This window comes from Mycobacterium canetti CIPT 140010059 (genome assembly GCF_000253375.1).
In the GTDB taxonomy this organism is placed as follows: Bacteria; Actinomycetota; Actinomycetes; order Mycobacteriales; family Mycobacteriaceae; genus Mycobacterium; species Mycobacterium tuberculosis.
Genome location: NC_015848.1, coordinates 1,868,962 through 1,892,221, shown reverse-complemented (window position 1 = coordinate 1,892,221; position 23,260 = coordinate 1,868,962). Strand labels below are relative to the sequence as shown.

Here is a 23,260-nt window from a genome sequence, read left to right as displayed (position 1 = left end):
CGTTTTCCCTCACATGACATAAGACCCAACTAGGCTGAATTTCCCGTGACACATGTCCACTAGCTGCGCCGAGTCGAAGGGGGACCGCCATGTCGTTCTTACTCGTGGAGCCGGACTTGGTCACAGCAGCGGCCGCCAATTTAGCTGGTATTCGCTCGGCACTGAGCGAAGCCGCTGCCGCCGCATCGACCCCCACGACCGCGCTGGCATCGGCCGGCACCGATGAGGTGTCGGCGGCTGTCTCGCGACTATTCGGCGCCTACGGTCAGCAATTTCAAGCGCTCAACGCCCGGGCGGCGACGTTTCACGCCGAGTTCGTGAGCTTGTTGAACGGCGGCGCGGCGGCCTATACCGGCGCCGAGGCCGCCAGCGTGTCGTCGATGCAGGCCCTGCTCGACGCGGTGAATGCGCCCACGCAGACGCTGCTGGGGCGCCCACTGATCGGCAACGGCGCCGATGGAGTGGCGGGGACCGGGTCAAATGCCGGCGGCAACGGCGGGCCCGGTGGAATTTTGTACGGCAACGGCGGCAACGGCGGGGCCGGCGGACCCGACGGCGGGGCCGGCGGTAACGGCGGGGCCGCCGGATTGATCGGCAACGGCGGCGCCGGCGGCGCCGGCGGTGCTGGAGGTGCAGGCGGCGCTGGCGGGGCCGGCGGCACCGGCGGACTGTTGTATGGCAACGGCGGTGCCGGCGGCAACGGGGGCAGTGCCGCTGCGGCCGGTGGGGCCGGCGGCAACGCCCTGCTGTTCGGCAACGGCGGGAACGGCGGAAGTGGGGCTTCCGGCGGAGCCGCCGGCCACGCCGGGACGATATTTGGTAACGGCGGCAATGCTGGGGCCGGATCGGGGCTAGCCGGCGCGGACGGCGGGTTGTTCGGCAATGGCGGGGACGGTGGTTCCAGCACCTCGAAGGCTGGCGGTGCAGGTGGAAATGCACTGTTCGGCAACGGCGGGGACGGCGGATCGAGCACCGTCGCCGCCGGGGGTGCGGGCGGGAATACCCTGGTCGGCAATGGCGGTGCCGGCGGCGCTGGCGGCACCAGCGGTCTCACCGGTAGCGGCGTGGCCGGCGGGGCCGGCGGCAGCGTCGGCCTGTGGGGCTCCGGCGGTGCCGGCGGCGACGGCGGCGCCGCCACGTCATTGTTGGGCGTCGGCATGAACGCCGGTGCTGGCGGGGCCGGCGGCAACGCCGGCCTGCTGTACGGCAACGGCGGTGCCGGTGGGGCCGGCGGCAATGGTGGGGATACGACGGTGCCATTGTTCGACTCCGGCGTCGGCGGTGCCGGGGGTGCTGGCGGCAACGCCAGCATGTTCGGTAACGGTGGGACCGGTGGCGTCGGCGGCAAGGGGGGGACGAGCAGCGATCTGGCCAGCGCTACCAGCGGAGCCGGCGGGGCCGGCGGGGCCGGCGGCGTCGGCGGGCTGCTCTATGGCAACGGCGGGAACGGGGGGGCCGGTGGCATCGGCGGGGCTGCTATCAACATACTCGCCAACGCCGGTGCCGGCGGCGCCGGTGGTGCCGCGGGCAGTAGCTTCATCGGCAATGGCGGCAACGGTGGGGCCGGTGGCGCCGGTGGGGCTGCAGCGCTATTTAGCTCCGGTGTCGGCGGGTCCGGCGGCAGCGGCGGCACCGCGTTGCTTCTCGGCAGCGGTGGGGCCGGTGGGAACGGCGGCACTGGTGGGGCTAACTCTGGCTCCCTCTTCGCAAGTCCCGGCGGTACCGGCGGTGCCGGCGGTCACGGCGGTGCCGGCGGGCTGATATGGGGCAACGGTGGGGCCGGTGGGAACGGCGGCAACGGTGGCACCACCGCCGATGGCGCCCTTGAGGGTGGCACCGGCGGTATCGGCGGCACCGGAGGCAGCGCCATCGCGTTCGGTAATGGCGGGCACGGTGGCGCCGGTGGTACCGGTGGGGATCACAGTGGCGGCAACGGTATCGGCGGTAAGGGCGGTGCCAGCGGAAACGGCGGCAACGCCGGCCAAGTGTTCGGCGACGGCGGGACCGGCGGAACCGGCGGCGCGGGCGGCGCCGGTTCCGGTACCAAGGCCGGCGGCACCGGTAGCGACGGCGGTCACGGCGGCAACGCCACCTTGATCGGCAACGGTGGTGACGGTGGCGCCGGTGGCGCCGGCGGCGCCGGCAGCCCGGCCGGTGCCCCGGGTAATGGCGGCACCGGTGGCACCGGCGGGGTGTTGTTCGGCCAAAGTGGCAGCTCCGGTCCACCGGGCGCGGCAGCGCTGGCCTTCCCTAGCCTGAGCAGCAGTGTTCCCATCCTCGGGCCATACGAAGACCTCATCGCCAACACGGTCGCCAACCTGGCGAGCATCGGCAATACCTGGCTTGCCGACCCGGCGCCGTTCCTGCAGCAGTACCTCGCCAACCAGTTCGGCTACGGCCAGCTGACCCTAACCGCGCTGACAGATGCCACCAGGGACTTCGCTATTGGGCTGGCTGGCATACCGCCGAGCCTGCAATCGGCCTTGCAAGCCCTCGCGGCAGGCGACGTCAGCGGCGCGGTGACCGACGTGTTAGGGGCGGTGGTGAAGGTCTTCGTCAGCGGTGTTGACGCGAGTGACTTGTCGAACATCCTGCTGCTCGGGCCGGTGGGAGACCTGTTCCCCATCCTGAGCATCCCCGGCGCCATGTCACAAAACTTCACCAATGTGGTGATGACGGTCACGGACACAACCATCGCCTTTTCGATCGATACCACGAACTTGACCGGGGTGATGACGTTTGGATTGCCGCTGGCGATGACCCTTAATGCGGTGGGTTCGCCGATCACGACGGCAATCGCATTCGCCGAGAGCACGACAGCGTTCGTCAGCGCCGTGCAGGCCGGAAACCTGCAGGCGGCAGCGGCGGCCCTGGTCGGTGCTCCCGCCAACGTCGCCAACGGCTTCCTCAATGGCGAGGCCAGGCTGCCGCTGGCCCTGCCAACATCGGCGACAGGGGGGATTCCGGTGACGGTCGAGGTTCCCGTCGGCGGCATTCTTGCGCCTCTGCAGCCGTTTCAGGCCACGGCGGTAATACCGGTCATCGGGCCGGTTACCGTTACGCTCGAAGGTACGCCCGCCGGCGGCATCGTTCCCGCGTTGGTGAACTACGCTCCCACACAGCTAGCGCAGGCAATTGCCCCTTAGGGCGGCGCCGCTACCCGGACAGGGCGGCGAGGTATAAACGCGGCGCGCTGAAATGCCGTCGTCAAATTTTCGTTGAACGCGTGCTGAGTCGGTTCAGCCACGCAGCACGGCACCCACCCGTTCGGCTGCGCTTTGCACAGCGGCATCGCGGGCGGCGCTGGCGTCGTCTTCGGTTAAGGTGCGATCCGGCGCACGAAACCGCAGCGCGAAGGTCAGCGACTTGCGGTGCTCACCAATCTGCGGGCCGGTGAACACGTCAAACAACGCAATATCCTCCAGCAGGTCGCCTGCCCCCGCGCGCACGGCGTCGGCCACCGCCTGAGCGGGGATGTCCGCGGCCACCACCAGGCTGACGTCTTGGAACACGGCCGGATACGGCGACACCCTGGGTGCCGGCAGCGGCGCGCTGCACGGAATCGCATCTAGGTTCAGTTCCACCGCGCAGGTGCCTTTCGGCAGACCCGAGCGCTCGATCACGGCGGGATGCAGCTGCCCGGCGTGACCAACCGAGCTTTCCCCGACGAACACCTGCGCGCACCGACCCGGATGCCACGGCAGATATTGGGCCGGCCGCAGGGTCACGTCCACGCGGCTGGCGCGCGCGATGATTCGCACCGCCTCGAACGCATCAGCCGCCTCTACCGGGCGGCCCGGGCCCCAGGGGCCTCGAGGCTCGCGCAGTCCGGCCAGCACCGCCGCGACGTGCTGGGGTTGCCGGGGCAGCGAGGCATCCAGCATGGCGATCTCATCATCGGTCGGCCGCCTGTCAACCGGGATCAACCCGACACCGCGCGTCTGCTCGGTCGGCTGGACCACCTGGGCGATGGCGAACAGCGCGACGTCGACCAGCCCTCGGGACACGTTGCGCACCAAGGCTTCCAGCAGGGCCGGCAGCAGCGTGGTCGCCAGTTGCGGACGATCGGCCTCCAGCGGGTTGAGCACCCGCGTGGTCATGCGCCGTGAGTCATCGGCTTCCAGCCCCCACAAATCGAACACACCGGCCGGCAGAAATGGAGTCGGCAAAATCTCGACATAGCCCGACAGCGCCAGCGACCTGCCGATCGTGCGACGGCGCTGCTGCCCAGCGGTGAGTCCACGACCCGCGGGCGCCGGTGGCAGCACCGACGGGATAACTTCCAGCCCCTCAAGCCGCAGCACCTCCTCGACAAGGTCTGCGGGTTGCCGCAGATCAGGTCGCCAACTCGGCGGGGTCACGGTCAAGGTGTCGCCGTCGTGGGTCACCACCGCGCCGATCTGGGCCAAGCGCCTGGCAGTAGTGCCCTGCGGATAGGCCACCCCGGCGATGCGGTCCGGCACATCGACTCCCATCCGGATCGGCGGCGGTGACCAGTCATCACACGGCGGGTCACCCCGCCAGTCGGTAAGGGTGGGAGAAACCTCCCCCCCGGCGATGTCGGCGAGCAGCCTTGCGCACCGGTCCAAAGCGGCCACGGAGATGGCCGGGTCCACCGTCCGCTCGTAACGACGGGCGGCCTCGCTAGGCAGGTGCAGCCGCCGCTGGGTACGCGATACCGCAGCCGGGTCCCATACCGCGGCCTCCAACAGGACATCGGTGGAGTCGGCCCGCACTTCGGTGCTGGCCGCCCCCATCACGCCGCCGATCGCCGCTGTCGCAGCATCGTCGACGATCAGGACATCGGCGGTATCGAGCTTGCGCTCGGTACCGTCGAGGGTCACGGCGGTCTCGCCGGACCGGGCGAACCGCACTCCGAGGGTTCCGCTGATCCGGTTGCGGTCGTGGGCGTGCATGGGGTGGCCAAGTTCGAGCATCACGTAATTGGTCACGTCGACCGCCGGACAGGTCGCGCGGATACCGCAGAGCAGCAGTCGGCGCTGCAACCACCAGGGCGATACCGCGGCGGGGTCGATCCCGATGACCGGGCGTAGCGCGAACCGGCGCACCCCCGTCTCGGGCTGAACCGTCAGCGGCCAGGCTGGCCCCTCGATGGGTAGCGGCGGCACCCGCGAGTTGCTGGCGGGGTCGACGAAGTCCAGGTCGTAGGCGCACGCGAGCTCGCGGGCCAAGCCGCGCACCGACATGCAGTAACCGCGGTCTGGGGTGATGGCCAGATGGAAGACCACGTCGTCGAGCCCCAGCACGCCCGCGCCGTCAGCTCCGGGCTCGGCGGCTCCGGGGGGCAACACCAGGATCCCGGAATGGTCTGCGCCCAAATTGAGTTCGGCTGCCGAGCAGATCATTCCGTCGGAGTTGCGACCGTAGGCCTTGCGGGCGCTAATGGTGAATCCACCGGGCAGCGTGGCACCGGGCAGCGCTACCACCACCAGATCACCAACCGCGAAATTGGTTGCACCACAAATAATCTCGCGATACTGCCGATCGCCGATATCTACCGCGCAGGCCCGGATCGGCTTCTTGTAGCCGGTGAGCTCCTCGATATCGGCCACCCGCCCCACGGTCACCGGGCCGTCCACCGGACCAAGGGGGATGACCTCTTCGACCTCGTGGCCGATGCGCAACAGCGTCTGCTCGAGTTCGCCTGGGGTAACGTCCCAGCCCGAAGCGCCGACCGCAACCACCTCGCGCAGCCAGCTGTAGGGTAGCCGCATCAGGCACCCACCCCGAACGGCAACGAGAATCGGACGTCGCCTTCGACCATGTCGCGCATGTCAGGAATGCCGTTGCGAAACTGCAGGGTGCGTTCCAACCCCATCCCGAACGCGAAACCGGAGTAGAGATCGGGATCAATGCCGGTGGCCCGCAACACGTTCGGATGCACCATTCCGCACCCGCCCCACTCCACCCAGTCGGCGCCGCCAATCTTGTTGGCAAACCACACATCGACCTCGGCGGACGGTTCGGTGAAGGGGAAGAAGTGTGGCCGGATCCGGGTCCGCGCAGACGGCCCGAACTCGGCGCGCGCAAAAGCGTCCAGCGTTCCGCGTAGGTGAGCCATCGACAGACCGCGGTCCACCGCTAGGCCTTCCACCTGATGGAAGATGGGCGTGTGGGTGGCGTCGAGTTCGTCGGTGCGAAAGGTACGACCGATCGAGATGATGTAGACCGGCAGCTCACGCGCTAGCAGGGTGCGAATCTGCACCGGTGAGGTATGGGTGCGCAGCAGCTGCCGCGAATCCTCCGGCGCGATGTAGAAGGTATCTTGTTCGCCGCGCGCAGGGTGGTCGGCAGGGAAGTTGAGGGCGTCGAAGTTGAACTGCTCGGTCTCCACCTCGGGCCCCTCGGCCAGTTCCCATCCCATCGCGATGAACGTGTCGGCGACGTGTTCGGCCAACATGATGATCGGGTGCCGGGCGCCGGCCGGCACCCGAGTCGAGGGCAATGTGACATCGATACCTTCGGCCACCAGCACGGCCGCGTCGCGCTCGGCACGCAGCGTCGCCAGCCGTTCGTCGTAGCTGCGCTGAGCGGCATTGCGGGCGGCGTTGACGCGCTTACCGGCCTCGGCTCGCTGTTCTTTGGGCAGCACGGCCAGCGCCTGCCGCGCCAGCGCCAACGGCGAGCGGTCGCCGAGATGCTCCGTCTTGACGCGCGCCAGGACGTCCAGGGTGTCCGCTAGGGCGATGGCCTGCTGGGCGGCGTCGACCGCCGTGGTCAATGCCTCCGGCGACAACATCGACACAATCGACTCGAGGGGGGGATCACCCACGCGGCGCCACTCTCCTTGCTGACGAGGCTATTCGGACCGCCCGCATCGTCGCGGAGCGGAAACTGGACTGATGGACGTACCCGACTTGCCCGCTAACGGCGTGACGCAAGTGCAAATCATAGGTGATTCGGTCGGCCCGGCTCGGCACGCGTTGTGCGGGACTCAGCGACTTAGCGCCGGCTGCGGAATCGCCAGCGCGCCGGGTGGCAGCGATGTGGCGCGCGCTCTGGTCCAACGCGCAAACCCGGCGGCACCCAGGGCCCCGAGTAGACCCAAGGCCGACCCACTCACCAAGCTCCACCAGCTATGGGCTAGCAGCACCAAGCAGAACCCCGACGCCACCGCCAGCAAGGCACACCGCCCGAGTGTCCAGCGCGCGGGCCGGGTGAAGCAGGCAGTCACTAACATGCCCAACAGCAACGCAACCGTGTGGCCGGCATCGGTGAAACCACCGCCGATGGTCGCAGTCGCCAAGCCCAGCGATACCCACCAACCAATCCATGCCGGCCGCCACCGCCCAGGGATTGCCGCGGTCAGCGCCCCGAGCGCCGCGAGGGCACCGTAGCTCATCCCGACATCGCTGACCCGGCTAATGGACCATGGCAACCAGCCGATCTCGATCGCCCCGGCAAGCACGGCCGCCACCAACAGTGTCGCCCCAATATGACCGACGACGAACGCCACGGTCAGCCGCAAGCTGCGCAGCTGCAGCTCCGCGACCGCGAGCAGACACGCCAAGCAGGGTAACCAGAAATAAAGCGGGCCCTCGTCGATGACGAAGGCGCTGTTCCACAGCGTTCCCAGGTGTCCATGGGCCAGGTTGTGCAGGTTCGTACTGGCATGCCGAATCACCTGGGCGTGCACCTGCGGACCATGCATCAGGATGGTGGTGCTGACCGATGCAAGAGCCGCCACGTAGCCCACGGTGAACCGGATCCGGGCCAGCAGGCAGGCGACGCGGTAGATCATCGCGTTCTACTGTGCATCGGGACTCATCTCATCGAAGTTATCGGCAGCTGTCGACTCGCTAACAGTCTTGATGCGATAGATCGCCAAGTCGGGCGGAATGCCGGTGGGCTTGCTGGCAAACACGGGTTTACGCACCCGCCGGGCCACGACGCCCAGCGCGTCCAACTCACTTTGCGGGATCAGGTCCAGGGTCGGTTGCGAGATCATGATGCCCCCTTTGGTGGCACGTTCCATAACCCGGGCGGCGATGTTGACGTCGACGCCGAGCCAGTCGGCGGCCAGCCGCTGCGGCCGGCCGGTGTGGATACCGATCCGCATTCGCGGTGTATAGCCTTGCACTTCAAGCGACTTCACAGCATCTTGGGCGACGAGCACGGCTCGCAGCGCGACGGTCGGATTGCGGAACACCGCCATGATCCCGTCGCCCAGCCGTTTGACGATGTGCCCGCCGGCGTCCAGGAGGGGGGATTCGACAGCCCGGGCCACCTGCCGCAGCAGCGTGAGGGTGGCATCGTCACCAGCGTGCAACGACCACGTGGAAAAGCCGACCAGGTCGGTGAACACCAACGTCACCTCCGGGTTTGCCGGCCGGCGGGAAACGGCCTCGGTCAACGCCTGCCACACCTGCAGCACACTCAGGCCGACCTCGCGCGAGGCCGCATCGCGATCCCGCAGCAGCCGATCGGCAGCTCGAGCCGCGGCACGTGGACCACCCTCACCCGCGGTGGACAACGGGTCGCCGAATTCCGGATCGCCAGGCAACAGGCGGCGCGCCCGGTGGATGAATGACACCAGGCCAGGGCTGCGGTTCACGGTGCGCAGCCAGCGTAGTGCGGACCGTTGTCGATGTACTGGCGACGCCATGGCGGTTGCCGTCTCGTCGGGCGCGCCGGACTCCGAATCCTGCGGCCCGACCTCCACGTGGCAAGGGTAGGTGGTGCGGGCTGAGCCCGGCAATGACGACCTCGGTGTTTGTGGCACAAGTCGCATCAAACACGCTGATCACGCGGTTTGCGGCGGCTGTCCGCAGACGGTTAGAAACCGTTGAGTAGGGCGGGAAGAAGGCCGCCAAACTGCGTACCACTCAATTGAATGGCAGTCGGCATACCAGATGTGGGCGTCAACGTGACCGTCACGGGCTGCAGCGGAGCCAAGAGCCCCCCGACCGGAACGCTGATACCCACCGACTCGTAGCCCAGATTCGATGGCCCCGGTATCGACTGCGATATCGCTGTTTGGCCAAACAGGAAGCCGGTCACCGCGTTGCCGGGAGCTTGCAGAAGCGCGCCCGCGGCCCCTAGCAGGTTCCCGCTTTGCACCGCGCCGGAAAATGCTGTGCCGCTGTTTTGCAGCGCGGTCATGGTGGTGAGAGCTGGACCTACCGCACCAAGACCGTACACGAACGGAGCGGGCGCGGTGAGTGATCCCGAGTCGAAAACAACCTGTTGGGTAAGCGGATCAAACGACCCGTTGAGCGTCATCGTTACTGGACCGAATGGGGTGGGCAGACTGGCCGGATAGCTGAATGGCACGGCCAGCAGCGGATCGCTACCAGCGAGGAGCAACGGGCCGAAGCCGAAGGAGACCGCGGCGGCGCTGGAGCCGACCGTCTCGGGCCCGATCAACGGGTGCCCCAACAGCGCCTGGGCGGGCGCATTCACGGCGTTCACCACGGTCTGCTGGACGTTGGCGGCTTCGGCGCTGGCGTAGGCGGCCGCACCGCCCCGCAACGCGCCCACGAACTGGTTATGAAAACCCGCGATCTGAGCACTGATGCCTTGAAAATCCCGGGCATATGCCCCCAACATCGCCGCGACGACCGCCGACACCCGATCCGCGGCCGGGGCCGCCAGCCCAACCGTGGCTGGCGCCGCCGCCGCAGCGGCCTCATTCAGTGCCGAGCCAACGCTTTCCAAATTCCCGGCGGCCGCCGTTACCATGTCCGGCGCCACGGTGAGAAACGACATAGCCCGACTCCTTGTACACGTTGTACTGGCCGCAGCAATCCTTACGTGGTCATTGAGAAATAAAGTCTACAGCTAAGCAATCCTGATCTAGTTAAAAACTTTCTGGCGTTCTAAGCAACATTTTTCATTGGACTCCCTGCCCCCGCACGCACCGCGGGCCAAGCTATGCAGCTGCAGTCCTCGTCCACGCTCGTTGCCACCCGGAGGAGGCACTGGGTGACACGGCGCGATATCGGCGGACCAAATCGTGGACAACGCGCGTTGTCAATGCCTATCGTGGGCGCAGACTAACCTGGCACGGAGGCAGTCATGACTGTCGCATCGAGGACATCCGCCGACCCGCTCGGGCCCGATTCGCTGACCTGGAAATATTTCGGAGACCTGCGCACCGGGATGATGGGTGTGTGGATCGGCGCGATCCAAAATATGTATCCCGAGCTAGGTGCCGGTGTCGAGGAGCATTCAATCCTGCTCCGCGAACCCTTGCAGCGGGTAGCCCGCTCGGTGTACCCGATCATGGGTGTGGTCTATGACGGTGACCGAGCGGCCCAGACCGGCCAGCAGATCAAGGGCTACCACCGAACCATCAAGGGAGTCGACGCTGAGGGGCGTCGCTATCACGCGCTGAATCCAGATACGTTCTACTGGGCGCATGCGACGTTTTTCATGCTTGTCATCAAGGTCGCCGAATACTTCTGCGGAGGCTTGACCGAGGCCGAAAAACACCAGCTCTTCGAGGAGCACGTGCGCTGGTACCGGATGTATGGGATGAGCATGCGACCGGTGCCCAAGTCGTGGGAAGACTTTCAGGACTATTGGGACCGGGTGTGCCGCGACAAGCTCGAGATCAATCAGGCGACCGTGGACATCCTCCAGATGCGGATTCCCAAACCGAGGTTTGTACTCATGCCAACGCCGATCTGGGATCAGCTGTTCAAGCCGCTAATAGCCGGTCAGCGCTGGATCGCGGCCGGCCTGTTCGACCCGGCCGTGCGGGAGAAGGCGGGAATGCACTGGACACCGGGTGACGAGGTGTTGCTGCGAGTGTTCGGCAAGGTGGTAGAACTGGCGTTTTTGGCGGTGCCCGACGAAATCCGGTTGCACCCGCGCGCGCTGGCCGCCTACCGGCGAGCGGCAGGCCGTACTCGCCATGACGCGCCCCTGGTGCAAGCGCCCGGCTTCATGGCGCCACCACGGGATCGGCAGGGGCTGCCGATGCACTACTTCCCACCCCGTTCCCATCGCTTTACCCGGTCGGCTCTCGATCCCGCCAAGGCCCTGATGGAACGCGCCGGGGCGCTGGTCCATTCCACACTTTCGCTGGCCGGCGTGCGGCCGGCGCGGGGCCCCAGCCGCGCTGCGTAGGGCCGGACAATCAGCGGCGGCCCAACGCCCGAGCGCTCTCATACAGACAGATCGCGGCCGCGGCCGCGACGTTGAGGCTCTCCGCCCCTCCCGACATCGGGATGTGTACGCGGTGGTCCGCCAAGGCCGCGATCTCGGCCGACAACCCGTGTGCTTCGGGCCCGAACAGCCATGCCGTCGGCTCGGCAAGCAGCCGATCGGCATCGTCGAGAGCCATCTCGCCGTCCACTGCGGTGGCCAGCACCTGCAGTCCGGCCGCTCGCAGGTCGGCGATGGCGGCACCGACATCGGGCGCGACGACGACCGGGATCGCGAAGATGCTACCGGTGGACGCGCGCAGACACTTGCCGTTGTATGGGTCGACGCTGCGCCCGGCGAGGATCACCGCCGCGGCACCCATGGCGTCGGCGATGCGGATTACCGTGCCCGCGTTGCCCGGCTCGCGGATCTCGACGGTCACCGCGATCAGCTGAGGTGAGCCGGCCAATACATCCTCAAGTCGGGTCGCCGGCAGATCGCACACCGCCACCAACCCGGCCGGCGTGACCGTATCAGAGAGCGCCTTCGCGGCCCGCTCAGTCACCAGATGAACCGAAGCCTCGTGCGCGGCCAACAAGAGCTCGTGCCGCCGCGCCGCAACTTCGGTGACGAATACCTCCCGTACCAGCCCGCGCGCCAACGCCGCCGCTACCAGGTTGGGGCCTTCGGCGAGAAAACGTCCCGCCCGGCGCCGGCCTACGTGACGATGCAGTTTGACCGCCGTGGCCACCCTGGCCGAGCGTTCGGTGAGCACCGGCGTAGCCCTGCCTCAGGCCGGAATCCGGATCAGGCGGCCTCCCCGGAGGGGGCGTTGACGTCTTCGGGCAGTGCCGCCCGGGCGACGTCGACCAGCGCGGTGAACGCCGCCGGGTCGCTGATCGCAATGTCGGCGAGGTTTTTCCGGTCCACCTCGACGCCGGCGGCCTTCAGCCCCTGGATAAGCCGGTTGTAGGTGATGTCGTTGAGGCGCGCAGCCGCGTTGATCCGTGCGATCCACAACTTGCGGAACTCGCCCTTACGCGCCCGGCGGTCACGGTAGGCGTAGTTCAGTGAATGCAGCTGCTGCTCTTTGGCTTTGCGGTAAAGCCGCGATCGCTGGCCGCGATAGCCTCGCGATGCCTTCAGGATGCTGCGCCGCTTCTTGTGGGCGTTGACCGCCCGCTTTACGCGTGCCATGGATCTTCCTACTCTCGTTCGGACGTGATTGGTCAGGTGCCGGAGCCGGCCGGCGGTACGGTCAGCCGTTCAGCAACGACGTGACCCGTTTGGTGTCGTTGGCTGCCACCACGGTGCGGCCGTCCAGGCGCCTGGTGCGGGTGCTCGGCTTGTGCTCGAGCAGGTGCCGACGGTTGGCCTTCTGCCGGACGATCTTGCCGGTACCGGTGCGCCGGAACCGCTTCGAGGCCCCGCTGTGGGTCTTGGCCTTGGGCATGTTTCCTCAATTTCTAGAATTTCTAGGTTCTGCGTGTCTTGCTGGCGAGCTAGTTCGGTGCGGCTTTGCTGTCACCGGCCGTGGGCTTGGGCGGCGGCCCGCCGGCCGGTTCACCCGGGTGGCGGGCCCTAGCGCGGGTCTTCGCACCGCGGTGCGGTGCCAGCACCATCGTCATGTTGCGTCCGTCCTGCTTGGCGGACGTCTCGATGAATCCGTAATCGGCGACGTCCGCACCCAGCCGCTGCAGCAATCGATAGCCCAACTCCGGCCGCGACTGCTCACGTCCACGGAACATAATGGTGACCTTGACCTTCGATCCCGCCTCCAAGAAGCGGACGACGTGACCCTTTTTGGTCTCGTAATCGTGATCGTCAATCTTTGGTCGCAGCTTTTGTTCTTTGACGACGGTCTGCTGTTGGTTTCTGCGGGATTCGCGCGCCTTCTGCGCGGCCTCGTACTTGTACTTGCCGTAGTCCATGATCTTGCAGACCGGCGGTCTGGCATTGGGAGCAACTTCGACAAGGTCGAGATCTGCGTCCGCGGCGACGCGAAGTGCGTCTTCGATACGCACAATGCCTACCTGCTCCCCCCCTGGGCCGATCAATCGGACTTCAGGTACGCGGATGCGCTCGTTGACGCGGGTTTCAGTGCTGATGGGGCCTCCCTCGTTGGCTGCTGTTCCAGGCGCGACCAGCTTGTTGGACCCGGCCGGAATCAGGTGGGGAACACACCCAAACCATCAGCAAAAAAGCCCTGCACAAGCAGGGCCCAATGCCGACCGATCGCGGCCAAAGCCGCCCACGCTGCACGCAGAACAGGCATCCGAGATGCCTGTGACCGGACCGCTGAACCTTGAGAAGGTGTGAAACGATCTCGTGGCTAGCGGTGGGAGTGGGACTCCACTTAACTGTCCCTGGCCTTCGCCGGGATGGTCGCGGCGTCCAGTCTAACAGCCATGACACGTCATCTAAGACAACGGCCGACATCAGCCGGTGCCCTCAGCACACCGATGCGGGGCTACAAAGGGCTGCAACGCCGGGCATTTCCCGGCTTTTGGGAATATCCTCGCGGTCTGTGACACTCACCAAACCTCGCTCGGCCACCAGGGGAAACTCCCGGTATCACTGGGTTCCCGCGGCAGCCGGCTGGACCGTCGGCGTGATCGCGACCCTGTCACTACTGGCCAGTGTGTCGCCGTTGATTCGGTGGATCATCAAGGTTCCGCGCGAATTCATCAACGATTATCTGTTCAACTTCCCCGACACCAACTTCGCGTGGTCCTTCGTGCTGGCATTGCTGGCCGCCGCGTTAACGGCACGCAAACGCATTGCCTGGTTGGTCTTGCTGGCAAATATGGTCCTGGCCGCCGTGGTCAACGCCGCCGAGATCGCAGCGGGCGGCAACACCGCCGCCGAGAGCTTCGGGGAGAATCTCGGATTCGCCGTGCATGTTGTGGCAATCGTCGTTCTGGTGCTGGGCTATCGGGAGTTCTGGGCCAAGGTCCGCAGGGGCGCGCTGTTTCGGGCGGCTGCGGTGTGGCTTGCCGGCGCGGTGGTCGGAATCGTGGCGTCTTGGGGTCTGGTCGAACTGTTTCCGGGATCACTAGCGCCGGACGAGCGGTTGGGTTACGCGGCCAACCGGGTGGTCGGATTCGCCCTCGCCGATCCCGATCTGTTCACCGGCAGACCGCACGTCTTCCTCAACGCGATCTTCGGGTTGTTCGGCGCGTTCGCGTTGATCGGGGCTGCGATCGTCTTGTTCCTATCTCAGCGCGCTGACAATGCGCTGACCGGAGAGGACGAATCCGCTATCCGCGGGTTATTGGATTTGTATGGGAAGGACGACTCACTGGGCTACTTCGCCACCCGTCGCGACAAGTCGGTGGTATTCGCATCCAGCGGCCGCGCCTGTATCACCTACCGTGTCGAGGTCGGTGTCTGCCTAGCCAGCGGCGACCCGGTAGGCGACCACAGAGCATGGCCGCAGGCCGTCGACGCGTGGCTGCGGCTGTGCCAGACCTACGGCTGGGCACCCGGCGTGATGGGCGCCAGTTCACAAGGGGCTCAGACATATCGCGAAGCGGGCCTAACCGCGCTCGAGCTGGGCGATGAGGCCATCCTGCGGCCAGCCGATTTCAAGTTGTCCGGCCCGGAGATGCGCGGGGTGCGCCAGGCCGTGACGCGGGCCCGGCGGGCGGGGTTGACGGTGCGCATCCGGCGGCATCGCGACATTGCCGAAGACGAGATGGCGCAGACCATCACACGGGCGGATTCCTGGCGCGACACCGAGACCGAGCGCGGCTTCTCGATGGCGCTGGGCCGCCTCGGCGACCCCGCGGACTCCGACTGCCTGCTGGTGGAGGCGATTGATCCGCACAACCAGGTGCTGGCAATGCTGTCGCTGGTGCCGTGGGGAACCACCGGTGTCTCCCTGGATTTGATGCGTCGTTCTCCACAATCCCCGAACGGCACTATCGAACTTATGGTCAGCGAACTCGCCTTGCACGCTGAAAGCCTTGGTATCACTCGTATTTCGTTGAACTTCGCGGTGTTTCGCGCGGCCTTCGAGCAGGGCGCCCAACTCGGCGCCGGCCCGGTTGCCCGGTTGTGGCGGGGGCTGCTGGTCTTCTTCTCACGGTGGTGGCAGCTCGAGACGCTCTACCGCTCCAACATGAAGTACCAACCCGAATGGGTACCGCGCTACGCCTGCTACGAAGACGCCCGAGTGATTCCCCGAGTGGGCGTCGCCTCGGTGATCGCAGAGGGGTTCCTCGTGCTGCCGTTCAGCCGGCGCAACCGAGTACACACGGGGCATCATCCGGCAGTGCCCGAGCGGTTGGCGGCCACCGGCCTATTGCATCACGACGGCTCGGCACCGGACGTGAGCGGGCTGCGGCAAGTAGGCCTCACCAATGGCGACGGGGTCGAGCGGCGGCTACCCGAGCAGGTGCGAGTTCGGTTCGACAAGCTAGAGAAGCTGCGGAGCAGCGGCATTGACGCCTTTCCCGTGGGCCGGCCGCCCAGTCACACGGTGGCACAGGCGCTGGCCGCAGACCACCAGGCTAGCGTGTCGGTGTCCGGACGCATCATGCGAATACGTAACTACGGTGGTGTGTTGTTCGCCCAGCTGCGCGACTGGTCGGGCGAAATGCAAGTGCTGCTGGATAATTCACGCCTGGACCAGGGCTGCGCGGCCGACTTCAACGCGGCGACCGATCTGGGTGATCTGGTGGAGATGACCGGACACATGGGCGCCAGCAAGACCGGAACTCCATCGTTGATCGTCAGCGGCTGGCGCCTGATCGGTAAGTGTTTGCGGCCGTTGCCGAATAAGTGGAAGGGGCTACTGGATCCCGAAGCCCGAGTCCGGACCCGTTACCTCGACCTGGCGGTCAACGCTGAGTCCCGTGCGCTGATCACCGCTCGCAGCAGCGTGCTGCGCGCTGTGCGCGAGACGCTGTTCGCAAAGGGATTCGTCGAGGTCGAAACGCCGATCCTGCAGCAGCTGCACGGCGGCGCCACCGCCCGACCGTTCGTCACGCACATCAACACGTATTCCATGGATCTGTTCCTGCGCATCGCACCAGAGCTCTACCTCAAGCGCCTGTGCGTCGGCGGCGTGGAACGGGTATTCGAGCTCGGCCGTGCCTTTCGCAACGAGGGCGTCGACTTCAGCCACAACCCGGAGTTCACCCTACTGGAGGCCTATCAAGCACACGCCGACTACCTTGAGTGGATTGACGGCTGCCGCGAACTCATCCAGAACGCCGCCCAGGCCGCCAACGGGGCGCCCATCGCCATGCGGCCCCGGACGGACAAGGGTTCCGACGGCACCCGCCACCACCTCGAACCGGTCGACATCTCCGGGATATGGCCGGTGCGGACGGTGCATGATGCGATCTCGGAAGCACTCGGTGAACGCATCGACGCCGATACCGGCTTGACCACTCTCCGCAAGCTGTGCGACGCCGCCGGTGTCCCCTATCGGACCCAATGGGATGCCGGCGCGGTCGTGCTCGAGCTATACGAGCACCTGGTGGAGTGCCGCACCGAGCAACCGACGTTCTACATCGACTTTCCGACATCGGTGTCACCGTTGACCCGACCGCATCGCAGCAAGCGCGGTGTCGCCGAGCGTTGGGACCTGGTGGCGTGGGGTATCGAGCTGGGCACCGCCTACAGCGAGCTGACCGACCCGGTGGAGCAACGGCGCCGCCTGCAGGAGCAGTCCCTGCTGGCCGCCGGCGGAGACCCCGAGGCGATGGAACTCGACGAAGACTTCCTGCAAGCGATGGAGTACGCCATGCCGCCCACCGGCGGCTTGGGCATGGGCATTGACCGGGTGGTCATGCTGATCACTGGGCGCAGCATTCGCGAAACACTGCCCTTTCCGTTGGCAAAACCGCATTAGCCGGAGCCGGTGGGCGTCCGTCGGATCACAGGAAACCCCCAACAATTCACCGCCCGAAATGGCTCAGAATGAACTGGTGACCGCGTCGACGCCGCCAGCCGCGACGCAGCCGTTAGCAGTAGGCCACACATCGCTGATGCACGGTTGGGTGCCGCTCGCTGTCCAGGTCGTGACCGCGGTCGTGCTGGTGCTGGCGGCAGGGTGGCGATCACGTCACTGGCAACGGCGGTGGCTGCCGACGGCCGCCGCTATCGGGGCCACCCTGGCATGGGGGACGCGCTGGTATGTCACCGGCAACGGCCTGGCCAACGAACGGCCGCCGAGCACGCTGTGGATCTGGGTCGCGTTGACCGGCGCGGCGGCGACGGTGTTGATCCTGGGCTGGCGCAGCGCGCGGTGGTGGCGCCGCGGCGCGTCGCTGCTGGCCGTGCCCCTCTGTCTGCTCAGCGCGACCTTGACGCTCAACCTGTGGGTTGGCTACTTCCCGACCGTGCAGACCGCGTGGAACCAGCTCACCTCCGGCCCGTTGCCCGACCAGGCCGATCAGGCCGCTGTTGCCGCACTGGCGCACAGTGGGGTGCGGCCGTCGCACGGCACCTTGTTGCCAGTGGTGATCCCTTCCGACGCATCACACTTCAAGCATCGCGGCGAACTGGTGTACCTGCCGCCGGCCTGGTTCGACCGAGAGCATCGTTCCGAGAACCCTCCGCCGCCGCAGCTGCCGACGGTGATGATGATCGGCGGTCAATTCAACACACCCGCCGATTGGGCGCGAGCCGGTAACGCGGTGAAGACGCTCGACGACTTTGCGGCCGCCCACAGCGGCAATGCTCCCGTCGTGGTATTCGTGGATTCCGGCGGCGCGTTCAACAACGACACCGAATGCGTCAATGGACGGCGTGGCAACGCGGCCGACCACTTGACTAAAGATGTTGTGCCCTACATGGTCTCGAAATTCGGCGTCAGTCCCGAACAGACCAGCTGGGGCATCGTGGGTTGGTCGATGGGTGGGACCTGCGCGGTGGATCTGACCGTCATGCACCCGACACTGTTTAGCGCGTTTGTCGACATCGCCGGTGATTTCTACCCGAACGCTGGCAACAAGACGCAAACCATCGTCAGGTTGTTCGGCGGCAACGAAGACGCCTGGTCGGCGTTTGACCCGACGACGGTGATCACCCGGCATGGCAGCTACACCGGACTGTCGGGTTGGTTCGCGATCTCTTCGCCGGGTCCACCCTCGCCCGACAACGCTGTCGCCGATACCACCACGATGCGGCTGGCCGGTCGCGATGCCGCCGCCAACCCAGGCAACCAGGCCGCTGCCGCCAATGCACTGTGCGCCCTCGGCCGCGCCAACGGCATCTACTGCGCCGTGGTTCCACAACCGGGCAAGCACGACTGGCCTTTCGCCGACCGGGTTTTCGCTGCGGCGCTGCCATGGCTGGCCGGCCAACTGGCCACTCCGGGAGTGCCTAAGATCCCGTTGCCGGGTACGACACAGCAGATCGCCGGTACCGGCAGATAGGAGCATTGCCAGAGCATGCCCGACGAACCGACACCACCGGAAGCCACGACGCCGAATTCCGAGTCCGATCCGCGGTACGACAGCGCTGGGGTACCGACCTTCGAATCCGTCCGCGAGAAGATCGAAACCCGATACGGAACGGCCCTGGGGGCAACCGAACTCGACGCCGAGAGCCCGCAAGGCCGCCGGCTCGAAGATCAGTACGCGCAGCGGCAGCGCGCGGCAGCCGAACGGCTAGCTCAGATCCGTGAGTCGATGCACACCGATGAGTGAGACCGCACCCAGTTCGCCGCCGTGAGCACAGACTTGACGCGCGGCGATAGTCCAGCTCAGGCGCTGACTTTGCGCCGTCTGTTCGACCGCGATGTGGCGGCCGAGGCACCGCCGCCGACGACCTCAGCGAGAAACTTCCCGGTGTAGCTCGCCGGCACCGCGGCAACGTCCTCCGGAGTGCCTTGGGCGACAACGGTTCCGCCGCCGGCACCGCCCTCCGGGCCCAGGTCGATGATCCAATCCGATGTCTTGATCACGTCCAGGTTATGTTCGATGACGATCACCGTATTGCCCTTGTCGACCAGGCCGTTGATCACGTTGAGCAGCTTGCGTATGTCGTCGAAGTGCAGTCCCGTCGTCGGCTCGTCGAGGATGTAGACGGTGCGCCCGGTGGAGCGCTTCTGCAGCTCCGAGGCCAGCTTGACCCGCTGGGCCTCACCGCCGGACAGCGTGGGCGCGGGCTGGCCGAGCCGCACGTAGCCCAGGCCCACGTCGACCAGGGTGCGTAGATAGCGATGGACGCCGGCGATCGGCTCGAAGAACTCCGCCGCTTCCTCGATGGACATGTCCAGCACTTCCGAGACGGTCTTGCCCTTGTAGTGCACCTCGAGGGTTTCGCGGTTGTACCGGGCCCCCTGGCAGACCTCGCACGGCACGTACACGTCGGGCAGGAAGTTCATCTCGATCTTGATGGTGCCGTCGCCGGTGCAGGCCTCGCAGCGACCGCCCTTGACGTTGAACGAGAATCGTCCGGGTTGATAGCCGCGGACCTTGGCCTCGGTGGTGGCGGCGAACAGGGTGCGGATCTTGTCGAACACACCGGTGTAGGTGGCCGGGTTGGATCGCGGTGTGCGCCCGATCGGCGATTGGTCCACCCGCACCAGCTTGTCCAGATAGTCCAGCCCGGTGACCCGGGTGTGCCGGCCGGGGACCTGCCGGGCGCCGTTGAGGCGGTTGGCCAGCACCGCGGCCAGGATGTCGTTGACCAACGTCGACTTGCCCGAACCCGAGACACCGGTCACCGAGGTCAGCACACCCAGCGGGAAAGACACATCGATCCCGCGCAAGTTGTGCTCGCGGGCGCCGACGACGGTGAGTTGACGACGGGGGTCGACGGAACGCCGAATCGCCGGTATCTCAATGCTTTCCCGGCCGGACAGGTAGGCGCCGGTGATCGAATCCTTGTTGCGTAGCAGTTCATCGTAGGGCCCGCTGTGCACGATGTGGCCACCGTGCTCACCGGCCCCCGGGCCGATGTCGACGATCCAGTCCGCATGCTCGATGGTGTCCTCGTCGTGCTCGACGACGATCAAAGTGTTCCCCAAATCCCGTAACCGGGTGAGGGTTTCGATGAGACGACGGTTGTCGCGCTGGTGCAGCCCGATGGACGGCTCGTCGAGCACGTAGAGCACACCCACCAGGCCGGAGCCGATCTGGGTGGCCAGCCGGATACGTTGTGCCTCACCGCCGGACAGCGTGGCCGCCGCCCGGGACAGCGACAGGTACTCCAGCCCGACGTCGAGCAGAAACCCGAGCCGCGACCGGATCTCCTTGAGCACCTGCCCGGCGATCGCTTGCTCGCGCGGACCCAGCGTGAGCGCGTTCAGGAAGTCCGCGCAGTCGGCGATCGACAGCTCACACACCTCGGCGATGGACTTGGCGCCGTGCTCCCCCTTGGACTCCCCAGCCAGCGTCACCGCCAGAATCTCGGGCTTGAGCCGGGTGCCCGCACACACCGGGCAGGGCACGTCCCGCATGAAACCCTCGTAGCGCTCCTTCATCTGCTCGGACTCGGTTTGGGACATCTTGCGTTGCAGGAACGCCAACACACCCTCGAAATCGGCGTAATACGACCGGGTGCGTCCGTAGCGGTTGCGGTAGCGCACGTGCACCTGCTCGTCGGCGCCTTCCAGAATCGCCTTGCGGGCCTTGGCCGGCAGCTTGCGCCAGGGCGTGTCGACGTCGAACCCGAGCGCCTCGCCAAGGCCGGCCATCATCCGGGTGAAGTACTCCGCGGTGTGGCCGTTCGACCACGGCGCCACCGCACCCTGCGCCAGGGTGCGATCCGGATCGGGCACCACCAGCTCCGGGTCGACCTCCTTGCGGATGCCCAGACCACTGCATTCGGGGCAGGCGCCGTAGGGCGAGTTGAACGAGAACGACCGCGGCTCCAGGTCGTCGACGGCCAGCGCGTGCCCGTTGGGGCAGGCCAGCTTCTCGGAGAACCGCTGCTCGCGATGCGGTGCACCCAGTTCATGATCGACGAATTCGAGCACCACGATCCCGTCGGCCAAATTCAGCGCGGTTTCCACCGAATCGGTGAGCCGCCGCTTGGCGGCGGCCTTGACGGTGAGACGGTCCACCACCACCTCGATGTCGTGCTTTTCCTGCTTTTTCAGCTTCGGCGGATCGGTCAGCGGATGCACCACACCGTCGACCCGCACCCGGCTGTAGCCCTGGGCGTTGAGCTTATCGAACAGATCGGCGAACTCGCCCTTGCGGGTACGCACCACCGGGGCCAGCACCAGAAACCGAGTGCCCTCCGGCATGGCCAGCACCTGATCGACGATTTGTTGCGGGGTTTGGCGCGCGACTCGCTCCCCGCAGGTCGGGCAGTGCGGCGTGCCCGCGCGCGCATACAACAGCCGCAGGTAGTCGTACACCTCGGTGATGGTCCCGACCGTCGATCGTGGGTTGCGGTTGGTCGACTTCTGGTCGATGGACACCGCCGGAGACAGCCCCTCGATGAAGTCGACGTCCGGCTTGTCCATCTGCCCGAGAAATTGGCGGGCGTAGGCCGACAGCGACTCCACGTAACGCCGCTGCCCCTCGGCGAAGATGGTGTCGAACGCGAGCGAGGACTTGCCCGATCCGGATAACCCGGTGAAGACGATCAGCGCGTCGCGGGGCAGGTCGAGGTCGACGCTGCGCAGATTGTGTTCGCGCGCACCCTTGACGATCAGGCGGTCAGCCACGCTGTCCCTTTCACTGAAACTCATCTCGCCGGCCAAAGGCCGTATCCCATGCTATGTGCCCGTACCGACAACCATCAGGGGACCGGTAACGTCGTAACGTCGGCGCATATGACCCGCGCCAACGACGATGATGCCGGCGCAGCCGGCATAGGAGCAGTGGCGCATATGACCCGCGCCAACGACGATGATGCCGGCGCAGCCGGCATAGGAGCAGTGGCGCATATGACCCGCGCCAACGACGATGATGCCGGCGCAGCCGGCATAGGAGCAGTGGCGCATATGACCCGCGCCAATGACGATGATGCCGGCGCAGCCGGCATAGGAGGAGTGGCGCATATGACAACAGTCGACGACAACTACACCGGACACGTCGAACGCGGCAAGGCGGCGCGTCGCTTCCTGCCCGGCGCCACGATCCTCAAGGCATCGGTGGGCCCGATGGACAACAACGCCTACCTGGTGACGTGTTCAGCGACCGGAGAAACCCTGCTGATCGACGCCGCCAATGACGCGGAGGTCCTCATCGACCTGGTCCGGCGGTACGCGCCGAAGCTGGCCCTGATCGTTACCAGTCACCAGCACTTCGACCACTGGCAGGCGCTGCAAGCGGTGGCCGCGGCCACCGGGGCGCCGACCGCGGCCCATCCGATCGACGCCGACCCGCTGCCGGTCAAACCGGACCGGTTGCTCACCCACGGCGACAGCGTGCGCATCGGCGAGCTGACATTCGACGTCATCCACTTGCGCGGACACACACCCGGATCGATCGCGCTGGCCCTCGGCGGGCCGGTGACCGGAGGCGTCACACAGCTCTTCACCGGCGACTGCTTGTTCCCCGGCGGTGTCGGCAAAACCTGGCAACCTGCCGACTTCACCCAACTGCTCGACGACGTCACCACCCGGGTTTTCGACGTGTACGCCGACTCCACCGTCATCTACCCCGGCCACGGTGACGACACGGAGCTGGGTGCCGAACGCCCCAGCCTCAGCGAATGGCGTGCGCGCGGCTGGTAACGGCCGCTAGGTGGTGTGCACGATCAGCACGTCGACCTTGGCCCGGCGTGACACATTGGCCGGTACCGATCCGAGCAGCCGACCCGCGATCGTGCTCAGACCGACATTGCCGACGACCAGCAGGTCCGCCTTCTCCTCATCGGCCAGGTTCACCAACGCGTCGACCGGGGCGCCGACGATCGGCCGTTCCTCGACGTTTTTCGCACCGGCGTTGTGCGCTCGTTCCTTGGCGTCGTGCAAGATCTCGTAGATCGGGGCGGTGCCCGTCACCTTGTAGCTTTCGTCCTTCAGAATGTCGGCGGCGCGAGCGTCCTCGTGCTGAGGTAGGTATGCCGAGGCGATGATCAACTTGGCGTCTGCGCCGGCGATCTGGGCAGCGCGATCTACCGCTCGCATCGACGAGTCCGAACCGTCGGTTCCTACCACCACGGTCTTATAGGCGCTCATTTACCCTCCCAGGTGTCGGTTGCTACGCCAACCCCAGACAGTATCGCG

Annotated in this window: 17 protein-coding genes; 6 read left to right on the top strand and 11 right to left on the bottom strand. The window is 66.5% G+C overall.

From position 1 onward, the window contains the following. Positions 1-89 precede the first annotated feature (89 nt). Positions 90-3,146: a PE domain-containing protein gene (locus MCAN_RS08700; RefSeq protein WP_014000865.1), complete on the top strand. Its 3,057-nt coding sequence runs from the start codon at positions 90-92 to the stop codon at positions 3,144-3,146. A gap of 93 nt (positions 3,147-3,239) precedes the next feature. On the opposite strand, the gene pheT is transcribed toward MCAN_RS08700, so the two are convergent. The 5 genes from pheT to MCAN_RS08675 all read right to left on the bottom strand — a co-directional run bounded on the left by pheT (position 3,240) and on the right by MCAN_RS08675 (position 9,729). Continuing rightward, positions 3,240-5,735, bottom strand: a complete 2,496-nt coding sequence (gene pheT, locus MCAN_RS08695) for a phenylalanine--tRNA ligase subunit beta (protein WP_014000864.1) — start codon at positions 5,733-5,735, stop codon at positions 3,240-3,242. Further along, positions 5,735-6,760 carry a phenylalanine--tRNA ligase subunit alpha gene (gene pheS / locus MCAN_RS08690; RefSeq protein ID WP_003901219.1) on the bottom strand — a complete coding sequence of 342 codons (1,026 nt, stop codon included), beginning with the start codon at positions 6,758-6,760 and terminating at the stop codon, positions 5,735-5,737. The genes pheT and pheS overlap by 1 nt, the downstream gene beginning before the upstream one ends. Positions 6,761-6,955: 195 nt before the next feature. Further along, positions 6,956-7,762, bottom strand: coding sequence for a rhomboid-like protein (locus MCAN_RS08685; protein WP_003408145.1), 807 nt, complete (start codon positions 7,760-7,762; stop codon positions 6,956-6,958). Between the two features lie 6 nt (positions 7,763-7,768). Further along, a complete protein-coding gene (locus MCAN_RS08680) occupies positions 7,769-8,683 on the bottom strand; it encodes an adenylate cyclase (RefSeq protein ID WP_198408424.1) in 915 nt (304 codons plus the stop codon). A 113-nt stretch (positions 8,684-8,796) separates the two neighbouring features. After that, a complete protein-coding gene (locus MCAN_RS08675; RefSeq protein ID WP_003900384.1) occupies positions 8,797-9,729 on the bottom strand; it encodes a PE family protein in 933 nt (310 codons plus the stop codon). Between the two features lie 309 nt (positions 9,730-10,038). On the opposite strand from MCAN_RS08675, the gene MCAN_RS08670 reads away from it, so the two are divergent. Next, entirely contained in the window at positions 10,039-11,094 is a 1,056-nt protein-coding gene (locus MCAN_RS08670) for an oxygenase MpaB family protein (RefSeq protein ID WP_003408141.1), read from the top strand. 10 nt (positions 11,095-11,104) lie between these two features. Here MCAN_RS08670 and MCAN_RS08665 read toward each other — a convergent pair whose 3' ends face one another. From MCAN_RS08665 to infC, 4 genes are all read right to left on the bottom strand, one after another. Next, positions 11,105-11,887: a TrmH family RNA methyltransferase gene (locus MCAN_RS08665; RefSeq protein WP_003408112.1), complete on the bottom strand. Its 783-nt coding sequence runs from the start codon at positions 11,885-11,887 to the stop codon at positions 11,105-11,107. Between the two features lie 32 nt (positions 11,888-11,919). After that, a complete protein-coding gene (gene rplT, locus MCAN_RS08660) occupies positions 11,920-12,309 on the bottom strand; it encodes a 50S ribosomal protein L20 (RefSeq protein WP_003408108.1) in 390 nt (129 codons plus the stop codon). Positions 12,310-12,370: 61 nt separating this feature from the next. Continuing rightward, positions 12,371-12,565: a 50S ribosomal protein L35 gene (gene rpmI, locus MCAN_RS08655; RefSeq protein WP_003408106.1), complete on the bottom strand. Its 195-nt coding sequence runs from the start codon at positions 12,563-12,565 to the stop codon at positions 12,371-12,373. Between the two features lie 49 nt (positions 12,566-12,614). Further along, complete coding sequence (infC, locus tag MCAN_RS08650; protein WP_003901217.1) at positions 12,615-13,220, bottom strand: translation initiation factor IF-3; 606 nt, start codon at positions 13,218-13,220, stop codon at positions 12,615-12,617. A gap of 419 nt (positions 13,221-13,639) precedes the next feature. Here infC and lysX point away from each other — a divergent pair, with 419 nt between their 5' ends. Genes lysX through MCAN_RS08635 form a run of 3 tightly spaced genes read left to right on the top strand, consistent with a single transcriptional unit; the run spans position 13,640 to position 18,776 of the window. Then, positions 13,640-16,975: a bifunctional lysylphosphatidylglycerol synthetase/lysine--tRNA ligase LysX gene (gene lysX, locus MCAN_RS08645; protein WP_003918287.1), complete on the top strand. Its 3,336-nt coding sequence runs from the start codon at positions 13,640-13,642 to the stop codon at positions 16,973-16,975. 58 nt (positions 16,976-17,033) lie between these two features. Next, the gene (locus MCAN_RS08640; RefSeq protein ID WP_003408099.1) at positions 17,034-18,503 is read left to right on the top strand and encodes an alpha/beta hydrolase; all 1,470 of its coding nucleotides are present in this window, start codon (positions 17,034-17,036) and stop codon (positions 18,501-18,503) included. 15 nt (positions 18,504-18,518) lie between these two features. Then, positions 18,519-18,776: a PspA/IM30 family protein gene (locus MCAN_RS08635; protein ID WP_003408096.1), complete on the top strand. Its 258-nt coding sequence runs from the start codon at positions 18,519-18,521 to the stop codon at positions 18,774-18,776. Positions 18,777-18,832: 56 nt separating this feature from the next. On the opposite strand, the gene uvrA is transcribed toward MCAN_RS08635, so the two are convergent. Continuing rightward, positions 18,833-21,751: an excinuclease ABC subunit UvrA gene (gene uvrA / locus MCAN_RS08630; protein WP_014000862.1), complete on the bottom strand. Its 2,919-nt coding sequence runs from the start codon at positions 21,749-21,751 to the stop codon at positions 18,833-18,835. A 336-nt stretch (positions 21,752-22,087) separates the two neighbouring features. Here uvrA and MCAN_RS08625 point away from each other — a divergent pair, with 336 nt between their 5' ends. Then, positions 22,088-22,765: an MBL fold metallo-hydrolase gene (locus tag MCAN_RS08625; protein WP_003408088.1), complete on the top strand. Its 678-nt coding sequence runs from the start codon at positions 22,088-22,090 to the stop codon at positions 22,763-22,765. Between the two features lie 6 nt (positions 22,766-22,771). Here MCAN_RS08625 and MCAN_RS08620 read toward each other — a convergent pair whose 3' ends face one another. Next, entirely contained in the window at positions 22,772-23,212 is a 441-nt protein-coding gene (locus tag MCAN_RS08620; protein ID WP_003408085.1) for a universal stress protein, read from the bottom strand. Positions 23,213-23,260 lie beyond the last annotated feature (48 nt).